This window comes from Aetokthonos hydrillicola CCALA 1050, assembly GCF_017591665.1.
GTDB lineage: Bacteria > Cyanobacteriota > Cyanobacteriia > Cyanobacteriales > Nostocaceae > Aetokthonos > Aetokthonos hydrillicola.
Genome location: NZ_JAAKGC010000016.1, coordinates 77,339 through 91,399 on the forward strand (window position 1 = coordinate 77,339; position 14,061 = coordinate 91,399).

Sequence of the window (14,061 nt, forward strand, 5' to 3'; positions counted from 1 at the left end):
ATACTTGATAATGCGCCTAACGCACCCTACCATATAAATGGTCTCTAATCCAGCGCTGAAAACTCGAATGATAAAACCTGTAATAAGGTTCTTCTTCTATAGTTTCGTAATGTAGAAACTCAAACCAATTTTCCAGCAATTCCTCCACATCGTATTCATCCTGATTTACAATTTCCGCGATCGCACTAGCTGAAATTCCTTTTCCCTCTTCTATAGAACTTAAAACCCGAAGCACTTGCAGTGCAATATCAGACAAACCTTCAGCCGTCATTTTCTGCCAATGCTGTTGGTAATATACTTCTAAAGCAGAAGGTAGTGGATCGCGTTGCCAAGGTTCAGAGTAAACACCCTCAGCAATAGCGTTTATGATGGTGCTGATATACATGAAATTGTTTTCACTTTCGGCGGTGAGGCGATCGCAAAATTCTTCTTCAGTGACGTTGTGAGTACGTAGCCAAGATTTTTGATTTAACCTTTTCTCCAAGTCTGGTGCTTCTTCGTGTGTTTCTAGTGAAAGTTCAGGAGTAAGGTATTGCCAGATATATGCTCGCACATCCTCTGTGTTTTGTTGTGCGTATTCTGTTAAATTAAGATTCTGGGATGGTGCTTCGATTAATAAACCAGATTTTCCTTTCAAAAAGGGACGACGAGTGAGAAGGAAATAAATACCGTTTGGAAGATAGCGAGGGAGATAAAAGAGATTAGAACCAGGGGGTTGACTTTTGCGATCAATCGAATCACAACCATCAATAGCAATGATAAACCGCTGATGAGGTTCTAGCTGATCGCTAATTTTTTGCAGGAGAAGCGAGAGAAACGAGCCTCCTTGTGTAGCGCTCTCAGGAAGTACGTTGCTAACTCTGTTTGTAACCTGGGGTGAATTTTGCGCGGAAGGTTGGGGAGGGGTGTTAGGGGAATTGTGTACGCGATCGCTTAATTGCGTACAAACAGTTGTGAGAAATGCTTCAACATGATTTTTGCCTTCAAGTTGTGCATCGTAATAGATAACATCACTATTTGTTTGCACGTACTGAGCTAAAGCAGCAGTTTTTCCGCTACCAGGTTCACCAACAATAGTAAAGTAACCTCGGTTGTGGCGATGGAAAAAATTATTTTCGCTTTTATCTGCAACTTGTTCAATAAAAGCATCAGTAGTAATCTTATCTTTACGATTTATAATCCATTTATTCAACCCATCTTTATACAGACTTGTGTCATTTTCCAGCGAGAAACGAAGATATTTTTTTACGTCTTCTCTGCTTAAATGCATGTACTCTTCTGCTGTCAAATCTAATTCTTTAGCAGGAATACCAGGAGATAAAAATAACCGCTTTTGACTAGAAATATAAGGTCTTCTGGTCAGTAGAAAATAGGTCTTATCTGGCAGCACATTCGGCAAGTTTAACAGATTTCCTCCTGTTTTTTGCTCGACTTCATCCAGTGCATCGACCAATATCACCAAACGCTGACCATCAGCAAGCTTTTGACTAGCTTGTGTGAGCAAGTTCCCTAAATCAGCATTTTCTGTATTTTTTAAATTGTAACGGTTAATTAATTGCTTACGAACACTCTCCAAGAACTGTTCTGGGCGAGTACGACCGTCTGCAAAGCTATTAAAGTAGCAGATATCTTTGTGTTCATCAACGTATTTAGCCGCGATCGCGCTTTTTCCCATCCCTGCATCTCCTACCACCGTAAAATAACCTTTAGGATATTTGCTGAGAAATTCGTTAAAAGCATCGAATACAAATTCACGACCACAGAAAGAGTGGATCTTTTCTTGAATGAGGGCTTCAAATTCTCCAGGATAGGAAGACGAGTCAATTGATTTAAGATCTGACGGCTTTGGAAAAAATTGCTCAAGATATGTAAGCTTTTCTACTATTTTATCAAGTGTATTACTATCTAGCTTTTGATTGACTAGTAATTCTTCAATGTCTGTATGCATTAGCCTATCAGATGGGGTCTGGCTAAGCTTTACCATTTTGATAAAAGTGTCTCTAAATTCGGATAATACCTGATTTATATCAATATTTAGTTCACGAACGATTTGCCCTAAAGTGTTCCAATCCTGTTCTTCCCAGTTTACGGATTGCTGTAATTTAGAAAGAACAACATCATAACTATTTTGATAAAATGCTTCATCAAAAGCTTTTTTAATCTCTTCACGTTCCAGAAGTCCAGACAGCGCCTCATCTTTCCTCTGAAAAAAATCTGTTTTTGCCAGGTTTGTGTTTTGCTCAGAGATGTAAACTACAAAGCACATGCATAAATAATGTCAAATTTTTGCTCTGGGTGTTTAGTCAGGTCAATTTTCCACTCCTGGAATAATCTAATTAAAGTTTCGTTTGCTTTTGCTTTCTTGGTTATCCAAGGAGTAGCAGCATTAAAAACACCTTTAACTGTGTTAATGATATTCATTAGTATCGATGAGTCAATGAGAACGCTTTTCTAGAGATCTACACTCAGTATTACTGATTTTCCTGATTTATGTTAGGCGGCGAGAAAAATTCAGAAATGTAAACTTACGGTGGGGTGTGTTAGACGAAGCCGTAACTGACATCTTGCACCATTGAGAATCAGCCCGATATCCCGCCCTACACTTAAGTGTAGGGCTAATAGCTTAAGTCCATTTCAATCGACTGAAATCCTTGAGCAGTCCTCTTGAGAGGACTTTAGCTATCAGCCAGCGATTTAAATCTCTGGCTGGCTGACTTACAGCAATTTGCAAACAATTAATTACCCAACATGATATTATACTTGCGACTTCCACCTTTGAAAGTCTGTCAAGATAGCCCGCTATTTCGTCAATGATTGGTGTTAATGAACAATTGAGAAGGGGAAATTATGAGAAAACTGAAGCCATTTTTTACTACGCTCTTAGCTATTGCTGTTCTGTGCATTGGACTAATAGGAGCTAAACCAGCAATGGCAATTACATTCGACTTCAGCTGGAAAGGGAATGGAGGTTATACTGCTCAAGGTTCATTTAGCTATGAAGAAGAACAAAAGAATTCCACAATCACAAACACGAACCTAGAGTCTCTCAAAATTTCTTTCTCCGATCCAGCTAACAAATTCTTAAAAAGTTACGTTCTCGTCAAAGACGGACAAGATACTGGTGTGAATCCATATTTAGAATTCAGTTTCGATCCTGCTACAAAATCTTTTACTAGCGGTAGTGGTTTTGATGTCGGCGAAGGTAGAACAACTGGTGACAACGATTATTACCTCCATGGCACGATTGACACAATTTTAGATTTAAGACATCTAGATACCAATGTATTGGATACTAATTCAGGAGTGATCAACGTCAAAAAGGCATCAGGTGAAAAAGATGACTAAACAATATTGAGTATTGTGTTGACTCTTTAATGTAGGGCGTACGGCTGTACGCTCTACATTTTTGCCGAGAGTATTAAAATCCTAACAGTCCCCGTAACATTTATTAACAGACAAAAAAAATACAACCTTATACCGAAGTTTTGACCCTTACAATTGTTAACATTAGCAATTAAAAGTTAAATAACACGCAAAAAGGATGATGGGATACATGATTGATCGTCATTTTCTCCCGTTAATCCCTTTTGCTTATTTGCAAATAAGGAAAAATTTAATTCGAGGGAACTGCTATGAGTCAACCTATAATTGTAGAGAAAAAACCTGCTGTATTAGAACTAGAACCAGGTCAATATCATTGGTGTAGCTGTGGCAAATCGAGTAATCAACCATTCTGTAATGGTTCTCACAAAGGTACCGACTTTACACCTCTAGCGTTTGACGTTACTGAGACAAAAACAGTAGCATTATGCAATTGCAAACATACAAGCAATTCCCCATACTGTGATGGTTCCCACGCCAAGCTTTAATTTTTAAACCGTAAAGCCTCATATCTTATCAAGGGCATCAGGCTTGTGAGCAGCTTTTTTTCCAGTTTTATCGCTTTCAACGAGATATTCTGGGTTATCTTCTGACGCTGCGACGTGGTGTCCTTTAATTTCAGTGGGTGAGGTGAGTTTCTCCTCAACCTTACCAGTAGTATTCCCTTGTGCTGTTTTCCACTCAACGCGATCTGCGCTCCGCGCAGCAGCGAAGCTATCGCCTTTTTTAAATTCTTCAGTCATGATTGATCTCCTGTTTGAGGTTTGTGACTTCCACTTAGATCAAATTATGCTTAGTATTAAAAAGGCAACCATCGACCCATTGACAGATAATGAGCTTTCCAAGTACTTGTATTAAGTCGTTGACTTTGCTAGTAGTCTTGCACAAGCTAATCTTTTTGCCTCTGGTACTGATGCTCATCACGCTTACGCTCATTGGTTGCACTACCTTAACTACGGAGCAGTATGAAGCCGCAGCGCTCACTCGTTACGCTTGGCAAGTAAAATACGCTGATGACCTAGCTAATGAGACATCGCCACGCTTTGAAACTTTTTCCACCACCTCTTTACTAAATCGTAATGGTTTGAAGCCAGAAGGAGCAGTGGTTGGTCCCGATGACCGGGGGTTATGGTGGCCTATTTTACCACCAAGACCTTCAGTAGATGAAGTCGAACAACGGAAACAACAGCAACGAGAAGCAAGTAAGCCGGAATTGTTAAAATCTGTGGAGTATCGATTGACTTATACAATCGGTAACCAGCGGAGAACGTTACCCACAAATTATGATGTTTATAGGCAGGTGGTGAAGGCATACCCATTCCACACGCCTTTACAACTTACTTTAGGAATTGATGATAACTCAGTCGAAAAGGCTGAACCTATCGGTAATTAATAGACTATTTTTTGACTATTAGGGTAACTAGACTTTCAATCAAGCGATCGCGCTCAACTGTTACAACATCCCGCCCATGCAAAATCTCGTGAGTGATGATGTGATGAATCAAAGTTCCCATAAAAATTCTGGCAGCCATTTCTGGATCAGGAAGAGAAATTTGGGGATGAGCGGTGAGATACTCTGTGAGAATGTGGATATTTTGCTTTTCAAACTTGCTGATAAAAGCCTTCGCCAAACTCGGGAACCGTCCCGATTCTCCAATCATGATCCGAATTAGAAAAAATAATGGCTGCTCTCCTGTAAACTGCTCTAGTATCTTCGTTGCCAGACGTTGCAGCACTATATCAGGGGGTTCTTCGAGAGTATGCGGATTTTGGAGCCACAATAACTCTTGTGGACAACCCTGTGATAATTGTTCAATTAGTGCAGTGAACAATCCTTCTTTATCTTGAAAGTAACTGTAGAGCGTTGGTTTAGAAACCTTTGCAGCATTCGCAATCCGATCCATGCTGGCAGCCGCATATCCACGTTCCATAAATTCCTGCCTAGCTCCTGCTAAGATCGTTTCGGCTTTTTCAGAATCTGGTCGTAGTAGCTCAGCTTTCGTGGGTTTCATTGGTCGAGAAAGAGGAAAAAACGAGAATTTCTAAGAAAATTATTGAATTTACTGCTCGTAACTTTACCATACGGTTTAGTAAAGTTGGCAAGTATTCAACTAATTTCGCAATATTGTAATCGATTTCTGATGTTCGAGTTCATCCCACAAAATAGCATTCCATTCAAACCTTTCTCTCGTATACCAATTCACTAAGCAATCTAAGTAGAGGGTTGCACAAGTTCATGGCAAAATCAAGCAAGGTGTGCCCTTCTCCCTATTGGGAGAAGGGAGCTAGATTCTGTTCCCTCTCCCTCCGCAGGAGAGGGTTAGGGTGAGGGTCAATGGGAGCCAAAACGCCACGAATTTATGAAACGCTGTACTAAGGAAGAACTGCGGGAAGTTCTTGACCGAATCAATGAACAGTGAACAGTGAACAGTTATCAGCGATCTATTGATGGTTGGGTGTTAACTGATAACTGATAACTGATAACTGATAACTGTTAAAAATTCCCGCTAGACTAACGCCACAACTTTTTCTAACAAACCTTGAAACAACTTCAAGCCGTCGCTACTTCCTAGTATTGGATCTGAGGCTCTTTCTGGATGTGGCATCATTCCCAAAACATTGCCTGCAGCATTGCAAATCCCAGCGATGTTGTTCAATGAGCCGTTGGGATTTTCTCCTTGATAGCGGAAAACAACTTGATTGTTGTCTTGTATTTCTGATATAGTCTTTTTATCTGCGTAAAATTGTCCTTCTCCGTGAGCAATGGGCAAAGTAATAATTTCATTACCTGCATAACCTTCAGTCCAAGCTAGATTAGTGCGCTCGACTTTTAGAGAAACACGATCGCAAATAAAATGCACGTCTCGATTTTTCATCAAGGCTCCAGGTAAAAGACCAGCCTCAGTTAATACCTGAAAGCCATTACAAATACCGAGGACAAACTTACCCTTTTGTGCATGTTCTACAACTTGCTGCATGACGGGAGAAAAGCGAGCGATCGCACCACAGCGCAAATAATCACCATAGCTAAACCCGCCTGGTAGAATCACCACATCTATATCAGAAATATCAGTTTCTTGATGCCAAACCATGCGAGTTGGTGCGCCAAGTAGATCGCGAGTCACATAAGCAACGTCGCGATCGCAATTAGAACCCGGAAAAACAACAACCCCAAATTTAATCATTGGTCAAAACACTCCCGTTTGTGATTCGACTTCAATCAAATCAAAGCGATAATTTTCAATAACTGGATTTGCTAGCATTTGGTCGCACATGCTATCTAGCTTTTGACGTGCTGAACTTTCATCAGGTGATATAAAAGTCAACTCAATGTATTTACCAATCCGCACCTGTTCAACGTCATCGTAACCTAACTGGTGTAGCCCTGACTGTACTGCTACACCAGCAGGGTCTAGTACTGAAGGACGAAGAGTAACAAAAATTTTGGCTTGATACTTCCTTTTCACAGGCTTAAGCTTTTAATACAAGGGGATGTTGCTGACACTATATCCATCATAGATGGGAAGGAGTCAGAATTCAGAATTCAGGAGTCAGAATTAGGACTTACGCACTATACAAGTCGAACATCATGTGGATTAACGGATAATGGTTGTTTCAAACCTGTAGGGGCGCTCATGCTTGCGCCCCTACAATGGACGGTAGCACCATCATTTGTGAAAAAATCTTTCGTTCAGGCGCTATTAATTCCTACCCCATATCTCATGATTTCTGTCAATGCGTAAGTCCTAAGAATATAAAGACATAGGTACTTTACCCAAACGAAATAAAAGACACTCTGTACATGATACGGATTTACTTCTCCTGGCTCCTGACTCCTGGCTCCTGAATTCTTTTTATTAACGTTAAGCTAAAAGATAGTCAGGTTAAAAGTTCCAAAAAATTGCCTATGAGCGCCTTTCGTACCCGCAGTCAACAGCGTATTCTCAAATTGCTTAAAACTGTTAAACAAGGCATTTCTGCGCAGGAAATATACTTACAACTGCGTAGCGTTAATCAGGGGATGGGTTTAGCAACCGTTTACCGATCCTTGGAAGCCTTAAAGCTGGAAGGCTTAGTGCAAGTGCGGGTATTAGCTAACAGTGAATCTGTTTATAGCCTAACGCAACAAGAGAAGCATCACTTGACCTGCCTACAATGTGGTACATCGATTCCGTTTAATCAATGTCCCGTCCATGAGCTAGAAACCCAATTGCAAGATAAACATAAGTTTAAGATTTTTTACCACACTTTAGAGTTTTTTGGTTTATGTAAACAATGCCAAGTCGCCCAAGCAGCTATGGAGTAGGGGCATGGGGCATAGTATTAACAGTGAACAGTTATCAGTTATCACCCAAGAATAATGTGTTTATCTTTGGGTTTAAGCCCAATACCATACACCTTGATCACTGAATCACTGTTTACTGCTCCTTATCCCTCGGCTCCTACTATATAATTACAAGGAAAAAAATGGCGTACAGTGACTTCAGCCTTGCTAAAGCAAAAAATGATTTTGCCTTGACTTTAGAAGAAAGCCGTAATTTGTTCAGTGATGTAAAACCAGTATTACCATCAGAAACTTTAAAAACTCTTCTCAGGGACTACATTCCATTAGCAACAGCTATTTCAACGGAAAAAGCTAGATCAGAATTTTTAATTGCTCCCATCTTAGCAGAGCTAAGACGGTTATTACATAACAAAATTTCTCTTTTTTCTGGAAACGAGTTTAACGTTGAGCCAACAAGAGGCTTACAAGGCTATTGTGATTATATTATTAGTGGTTCTAAAGAGCAACTTTACATTACTGCTCCAGTAACTATAATATTTGAAGCCAAAAAAGAAGATATTATTGGGGGTCTTGGTCAGTGTGTAGCGGCGATGGTTGCGGCACAGCTATTTAATCAAAAAAAAGGTAATGAAGTTGAAAGTATTTATGGTTCTGTGACTACTGGAACTAACTGGAAATTCCTAATTCTACAACAATCCACGGTGTATATTGATGAAATTGAGTACTACATTAAAGAAGTTGATAAAATTTTAGGAATTTTACTTCAACCTTTCCAACCAGCTTTGAGTGCTGTTTAGTCCATTCTATACTAAGTTTGCTTCAGGATGCTGAGGTATAGCACAGCTATGTCTGATAAATTCTGGGAACCTGCTGGCGGTGATTGTAATACCTGGTGTAACTTTAGTAACAAGTTAATATAATACTAAAAATTTAGTCTTGTTGAAACGTAGATGATTTCTACTCACCGGGTCATTTATTGCACAAACCCAGAGTGTACAAAAGCGATTAATCCTATAGAAAATCGCTTTTGTGCAAATTGCCAAACACCACTAATTCGCCGTTATCTCTGGGCGGTTAGTCAGCGTCAAGTCAATCTTAAACCACGAGCAAAGGTAGCACAGAGGTATGAGGTCATTAGACACCCTATTTGGCTGGATACTCAGCCTGGATTGTTACCAGATATACGTGATGAATTACCGCAAGAAATTCTTCCTTACTTACAATTATATCAACAGCGATCGCACTTACCCCAAGTCTATGGGTTTCACGATGATATTCTCTTACTAGAAAATGTACCTATAGACGAGAAAGGGAACCTATATCCAGCAATTGCAAACGCTTGGGAACAAGCAACAGCACTTAGGCAAGTTTATTGGTTATGGCAAATTCTCCAGTTGTGGATACCTTTATCAGAATTGGGAGTAGCGGGCAGTTTGCTCGTTGCGGAGAATTTGCGAGTGCAAGGTTGGTGCGTGCGGTTATTGGAACTGATCCCAACCTTACATGCACCATCTCTACAACAATTAGCAGAATGTTGGCAACCCTGGATTATTACAGCAAAAACACCACTCGAACAAGAGTTAAAGAAAATCCTCCAAAAAATGTTTGCTGAAAATCCACATTTAGAGGAAATTGCTAATCAACTCAACGCACTACTACTTTCTTGTGCAGCAGAATTACCATTAACTGTGAAGGTGGCTGGAGCAACAGATACTGGTCCACAACTCACACAAAATGAAGACAATTGTTATCCTACCAGTTCTGATGATCAAGATGACCCCGTACTTACACACGTGTCAATGGTTTGTGATGGGATCGGCGGACACGAAGGTGGTGAAGTTGCAAGCCAATTAGCTGTACAATCTCTAAAATTACAAATCCAAGCCTTAATTACAGAAGTTGCTTCATCTAATGAACTTGTATCACCAGAATTATTGCAGCAGCAAATAGAAGCTAGTTTGCGGGTTGTGAATAACGTAATTTGCCACTGTAACGACGAACAAAAACGCGAAGGACGAGAGCGTATGGGTACAACCGTTGTTTTATCAGTGCAAATACCACAACGTATTCAAACTATTTCTGGAAAGCAGTCAGAAAATGCTCATGAACTTTTCTTGGTGAATATAGGTGATAGCCGTGCATACTGGATTACACGAAATCACTGCCAATTACTGACAGTAGATGATGATGTAGTAGCGAGGGAAGTACGCTTTGCTCGTAGCTTGTATCTAACAGCACTGAATCGTCCAGATGCTTGTGCCTTAACTCAAGCACTGGGAACAAAAGAAGGTCAATTTCTCCGTCCAATGATTCAAAGATTCATTTTGGATGAAGACGGCATATTGCTGCTATGTTCCGATGGTTTAAGTGATAATAACTTAGTAGAACAGTATTGGCGAGATTATAGTGTACCAGTTTTAACTGGTCAACTTTCTTTAGAAGAAGCTGTACGCTACTGGATTAACTTGGCAAACCAGAAAAATGGTCATGACAATACCTCAGTAGTTCTTACTCATTACCGTGTCTCTCCAAAAGAGATAATACCGATAACTCCGACATTCCCACTAGTGGAAGTACAACAAGCACCACAACCTCTTGCAACAGAAAGTTCTGATTTACACCTACTAAATTTAAACCTAACAGAACCAGTAGTAACAACTACAGCAACTCCAATCCCTGAAAAAAGTAAAGTTCGGCAAAAACAGTGGTTTTTGTTGGGAGGATTCTTAATTTTGACTATAGGGAGTCTAGCTCTAGGATTCTTTGCTAGAAAGCTAGCTAACCCAAATATATGTAAGCAACTTCCGCAACAAGTACAAACACTCTGTCCCAGTGTTGACAATAAATGATACCTCTGTGGCTGGAGACGTAATCCTTACAACGAAAGATGAAATTTAGCTCTCCTTAAAGTGAAATAAGACAAGAACAGATGGTTTCACCGTATAGACTGTTTGCTCTACATAAACGGTCTATTCTTGCATTCGCAATTCCCTTAAGAGGAGGATTACTTGATGAAATTAATTTCTAGAGAGGAAATCAAAACACTGGTAGAACAGCCAAGACAAAATTCTATCTCGATTTATATGCCATTGGAAGTAGCTGGACCAGAAGTCCGCCAAAACTCAATTCGCTTTAAGAACTTAATTAGACAAGCTGAGGCACGCTTAGTAGATGCAGGTCTTGAGAATGAAGAAGTGGCTCCATTAATAGAAAAAGCCAATCAATTAGACGACCCAAATTTCTGGGAGGGAATAGGCGACAAAGGACTGGCAGTTTTTATTTCTCAAGACATATTTAACTACTACACTCTACCTATTGAATTTGAAGAGTTAGTTGTAGTTACAGATCGATTTCATATCAAACCTTTATTACAAATTTTAAATAACGATGGACGTTTTTATCTTTTAACGCTAAGTCAAAAAAACGTCAAATTCTTTGAAGGAACGCGCTACAGCATTAATGAGATTGAGGTAGAAAATATGCCTAAAAGTCTGGATGAAGCCCTCGGTTATGATGAAACTGCTAAAGAGGGTCAATTCCGGATTGCAACTTCTAAAGGTGGAACATCCAATCCTTTTTCAAAAGCTCAACCTGGAGCATTTCACGGTCAGGGAAGTCCTGACAGAGATGAGCATCAAAAAGACATTTTACAATTCTTCTATGCAGTTAATAATGCATTGGAAGAGAAACTGCGAAATAAAAAAGCTCCTTTGATATTAGCTGGGGTAGAATACCTGTTACCTCTGTATAGAGAGGCGAGTTCTTACCAGCATTTAATTGAAGAAGCGATCGCAGGTAACACAAAAGTTGAGAGTCCTAAAGAACTGCATCAGCAAGCTTGGTCTATTGTGGAGGGTTACTTCCAAAAATCACAGCAGGATATTTTGGAAAGATTCAATGAACTGTTTGGCGCTAACACTGGTAAAGTGTCTAACAATATTTCAGAAATTATTCCAGCAGCTTATTATCAAAAAGTTGATTCATTGTTAGTTGCAGTTGGTACACAGCAATGGGGTTTATTTAACCCAGGCACAGAAACAGTTTTTTTGCACGAAGAACAAGAAACTGGGGATGAAGATTTGTTAGATTTTGCTGCTGCTCATACTTTATTAAACGGCGGAACCGTTTACACTTTTCCACCAGAACAAATACCATATAGCTCATTAATTGCAGCAATTTTCCGATACTAATACTGTTTGAAAATTAGTTTTTGCACTTGTAAAGTCCCTTAGAAAATCGTAGGTTGGGTAGAGCGCATAAGCGTTACCCAACGAAACGAGGAATTTCTGCTAGTGCTTCACCTAAACGCGTACATCCAAGTCCTAAACGAGTCACCTCTAAACCCGTGTTTCCTAGTCTCTTCTTCTCTATTGGATTCATATTCCTAGCTTTACACCTAGCAATTTTGCAGAAGTAGTAGCTTTTGATATAATTTCAGATGATTCACTGCTTAGAATTGATCCCTTTTTTAACCCTGCTCCGACGAGCATTTCACCAATTTCACTATTAGACATCTTGAAAATCGAACGAATAGAAACTAGACTTTCAAGACAACCAGGAGTTCTTAGAAAAAAGCAACCACCGTAGTAACCACGAGTTCTACCTTCTAGTTTTTGAATAGCAACTTGCGTATACCTATCTTGTGTTCCTGTAGCCGGGCTAGGTGTAAGATGAGCCAGAGTCAGGAGCATAGAGTTATTGCTTTGGTAAGGTTTTTCAAAAGCTGAGTGAAAGTGAGTGATTTTATCAAATGCCATCAAATTACAGTCCACAGTCAATTCAAGTTTTCCAACTACCTTTTCTACAATAGTTCGGAGGGTATTTCTGGCAGCTTGATGCTCATGAATTAAACTAACTTCGTCAAAACTTGTGCCGCTTTGAAAGGTTCCAGCAAGAATTTGAACTTGAAGCTTTGAGTCAGAAATAGAAATAAATCGCTCTGGAGTACAGCTAATCAAATTCCAATTTTCACTCTTCATTAAAAATCTTTGATTAACTGGAGTTTTGAAGGTATAAAACCAAGAATTAAGCAGGTGATTATCAACGTATACAGGAAATTTGACTGAAACTACTAAATGCTCTATATCTAATCTTTCTCTAATCTCTAATCCACGCCTGACGACGTTATCAACTTCTGCAACAGTCTGCTTGTCAATTAAAAATTCATTTTTCACTCCGTAATTACATACACTACCGTTAGTCTGGTACTCTATTGGTTGGACAGCACCTTGAAAAGGTTCCGCAACTCGTCGGTTTCCTGAACTTACAGATGCCGTACATGCAGCTTCACGCACAGACTGAAGTCCCATCTCTTTGTCATTTTTGTTGGAGACACCCCTACGGGTAACTTTATCGACAGGAAAATCTTCAATATGTCCTGCTTGCACTACGAAAACAAGACACTCTCCACGAATTTGTTCCGAAATTGAAGATAAATCCGCTACCCAATGCAGTTTTTTATTTAGAAGACAATTGCACTCTGAACCGATTATACCCGAAGCAGAAAGACCGCGATCTTCAAGCCACTTGTCCAGAGATATTAATAGTTCGCCAAGATTTTTAGCACTGTTTGAAAAATGTCTTAATTCCTTAGCAGCACCATAAGAGACTACTTTCAACTGCTCATCAATATGCATCACCTCAAATGCTAACAACGGCTTTACGCATCGTATATATTTTGTTTCAGTATGCCAAACCCACATTTAAAAAATCCTTAAAAACAAATTAGTGATAATGTGCTGTGTCTAATAAGTCAACACAGATAATCATATTGGTTTGTAGTTGCGCTTCAGCGCAACTACAAACCAACGGCAAGCCTTTCTAGGTTTTTTTCACAAAACTTTACATAATTACTATTATTTGCACTGACTTCCTAAGACTATAAGTCCAACCAGCCCACAACGAATAAAATACGAGAAATAAGTATTTAGTAACTCAGAGTTTACAGGAGGATGACCTAGGACAATAATTTTCCAGACATTTCCGGAATAAGCCTGACATTGCGTGTCTAATACAAATAGAAAACAAAAATACCGCAATGGCAAACCATGTACCTCCAAGAATCGCTGCTGCCAGATTGGGAGTCAGCACCAAAACTCTCGAAAGGTGGCTTGAAGAAGGGAAAATCAAAGGCATTCGTACCCCATCCGGACAAAGAAGATACGACGTGGACTCAGTTATCTCTGCTGGATCTACTAGCTCAGAAGACGGACGAGCAACCATTATTTATGCCAGAGTTTCAAGCCGCAGTCAAAAGACTGACCTTGAACAACAAGTACAGGACAGTTTATCGAACTACCTGCAAGCGATCGCGTGCTATCATCTGCGCACCACGTACCTACATTTCTCCTGGTTGATTAAAACCTAATGGTTGTTGGGTATCAACATCTACAATC

The 14,061-nt window shown here is 39.7% G+C and carries 15 protein-coding genes; 8 read left to right on the forward strand and 7 right to left on the reverse strand.

Annotated features, from left to right (window positions below):
- Positions 1-16: 16 nt before the first annotated feature.
- On the reverse strand, positions 17-2,266 hold the full coding sequence (locus tag G4P69_RS10805; RefSeq protein ID WP_208345156.1) for an AAA family ATPase: 2,250 nt from the start codon (positions 2,264-2,266) through the stop codon (positions 17-19).
- Complete coding sequence (locus G4P69_RS10810) at positions 2,254-2,421, reverse strand: hypothetical protein (RefSeq protein ID WP_208345155.1); 168 nt, start codon at positions 2,419-2,421, stop codon at positions 2,254-2,256. Before G4P69_RS10810 ends, G4P69_RS10805 begins: the two co-directional genes overlap by 13 nt.
- A gap of 426 nt (positions 2,422-2,847) precedes the next feature.
- Here G4P69_RS10810 and G4P69_RS10815 point away from each other — a divergent pair, with 426 nt between their 5' ends.
- Both G4P69_RS10815 and G4P69_RS10820 read left to right on the forward strand, forming a co-directional pair.
- Positions 2,848-3,345, forward strand: a complete 498-nt coding sequence (locus G4P69_RS10815; protein ID WP_208345154.1) for a hypothetical protein — start codon at positions 2,848-2,850, stop codon at positions 3,343-3,345.
- A 287-nt stretch (positions 3,346-3,632) separates the two neighbouring features.
- Positions 3,633-3,869: a CDGSH iron-sulfur domain-containing protein gene (locus G4P69_RS10820; protein ID WP_208349700.1), complete on the forward strand. Its 237-nt coding sequence runs from the start codon at positions 3,633-3,635 to the stop codon at positions 3,867-3,869.
- Between the two features lie 18 nt (positions 3,870-3,887).
- Here G4P69_RS10820 and G4P69_RS10825 read toward each other — a convergent pair whose 3' ends face one another.
- Positions 3,888-4,124: a hypervirulence associated TUDOR domain-containing protein gene (locus tag G4P69_RS10825; RefSeq protein ID WP_208349701.1), complete on the reverse strand. Its 237-nt coding sequence runs from the start codon at positions 4,122-4,124 to the stop codon at positions 3,888-3,890.
- A 170-nt stretch (positions 4,125-4,294) separates the two neighbouring features.
- Here G4P69_RS10825 and G4P69_RS10830 point away from each other — a divergent pair, with 170 nt between their 5' ends.
- Positions 4,295-4,774 carry a hypothetical protein gene (locus G4P69_RS10830; RefSeq protein ID WP_208349730.1) on the forward strand — a complete coding sequence of 160 codons (480 nt, stop codon included), beginning with the start codon at positions 4,295-4,297 and terminating at the stop codon, positions 4,772-4,774.
- A 4-nt stretch (positions 4,775-4,778) separates the two neighbouring features.
- Here the strand turns inward: G4P69_RS10830 and G4P69_RS10835 are convergent, their stop codons facing one another.
- The 3 genes from G4P69_RS10835 to purS all read right to left on the reverse strand — a co-directional run bounded on the left by G4P69_RS10835 (position 4,779) and on the right by purS (position 6,848).
- Complete coding sequence (locus G4P69_RS10835) at positions 4,779-5,393, reverse strand: TetR/AcrR family transcriptional regulator (protein WP_208346806.1); 615 nt, start codon at positions 5,391-5,393, stop codon at positions 4,779-4,781.
- Between the two features lie 495 nt (positions 5,394-5,888).
- On the reverse strand, positions 5,889-6,563 hold the full coding sequence (purQ, locus tag G4P69_RS10840) for a phosphoribosylformylglycinamidine synthase subunit PurQ (protein WP_208349733.1): 675 nt from the start codon (positions 6,561-6,563) through the stop codon (positions 5,889-5,891).
- 6 nt (positions 6,564-6,569) lie between these two features.
- Positions 6,570-6,848, reverse strand: coding sequence for a phosphoribosylformylglycinamidine synthase subunit PurS (purS, locus tag G4P69_RS10845; RefSeq protein WP_208349704.1), 279 nt, complete (start codon positions 6,846-6,848; stop codon positions 6,570-6,572).
- A 440-nt stretch (positions 6,849-7,288) separates the two neighbouring features.
- Here purS and G4P69_RS10850 point away from each other — a divergent pair, with 440 nt between their 5' ends.
- The 4 genes from G4P69_RS10850 to G4P69_RS10865 all read left to right on the forward strand — a co-directional run bounded on the left by G4P69_RS10850 (position 7,289) and on the right by G4P69_RS10865 (position 11,856).
- Positions 7,289-7,687 carry a Fur family transcriptional regulator gene (locus tag G4P69_RS10850; RefSeq protein WP_208349707.1) on the forward strand — a complete coding sequence of 133 codons (399 nt, stop codon included), beginning with the start codon at positions 7,289-7,291 and terminating at the stop codon, positions 7,685-7,687.
- Between the two features lie 161 nt (positions 7,688-7,848).
- Entirely contained in the window at positions 7,849-8,463 is a 615-nt protein-coding gene (locus G4P69_RS10855; RefSeq protein WP_208342944.1) for a hypothetical protein, read from the forward strand.
- Between the two features lie 153 nt (positions 8,464-8,616).
- A complete protein-coding gene (locus tag G4P69_RS10860) occupies positions 8,617-10,515 on the forward strand; it encodes a 4-Cys prefix domain-containing protein (RefSeq protein ID WP_208342943.1) in 1,899 nt (632 codons plus the stop codon).
- 162 nt (positions 10,516-10,677) lie between these two features.
- Complete coding sequence (locus G4P69_RS10865) at positions 10,678-11,856, forward strand: baeRF7 domain-containing protein (protein WP_208342942.1); 1,179 nt, start codon at positions 10,678-10,680, stop codon at positions 11,854-11,856.
- Positions 11,857-12,042: 186 nt separating this feature from the next.
- Here the strand turns inward: G4P69_RS10865 and G4P69_RS10870 are convergent, their stop codons facing one another.
- Positions 12,043-13,368: a chorismate-binding protein gene (locus G4P69_RS10870; protein WP_208342941.1), complete on the reverse strand. Its 1,326-nt coding sequence runs from the start codon at positions 13,366-13,368 to the stop codon at positions 12,043-12,045.
- A gap of 335 nt (positions 13,369-13,703) precedes the next feature.
- On the opposite strand from G4P69_RS10870, the gene G4P69_RS10875 reads away from it, so the two are divergent.
- Positions 13,704-14,033: a MerR family DNA-binding transcriptional regulator gene (locus tag G4P69_RS10875; RefSeq protein ID WP_208342938.1), complete on the forward strand. Its 330-nt coding sequence runs from the start codon at positions 13,704-13,706 to the stop codon at positions 14,031-14,033.
- Positions 14,034-14,061: the final 28 nt, after the last annotated feature.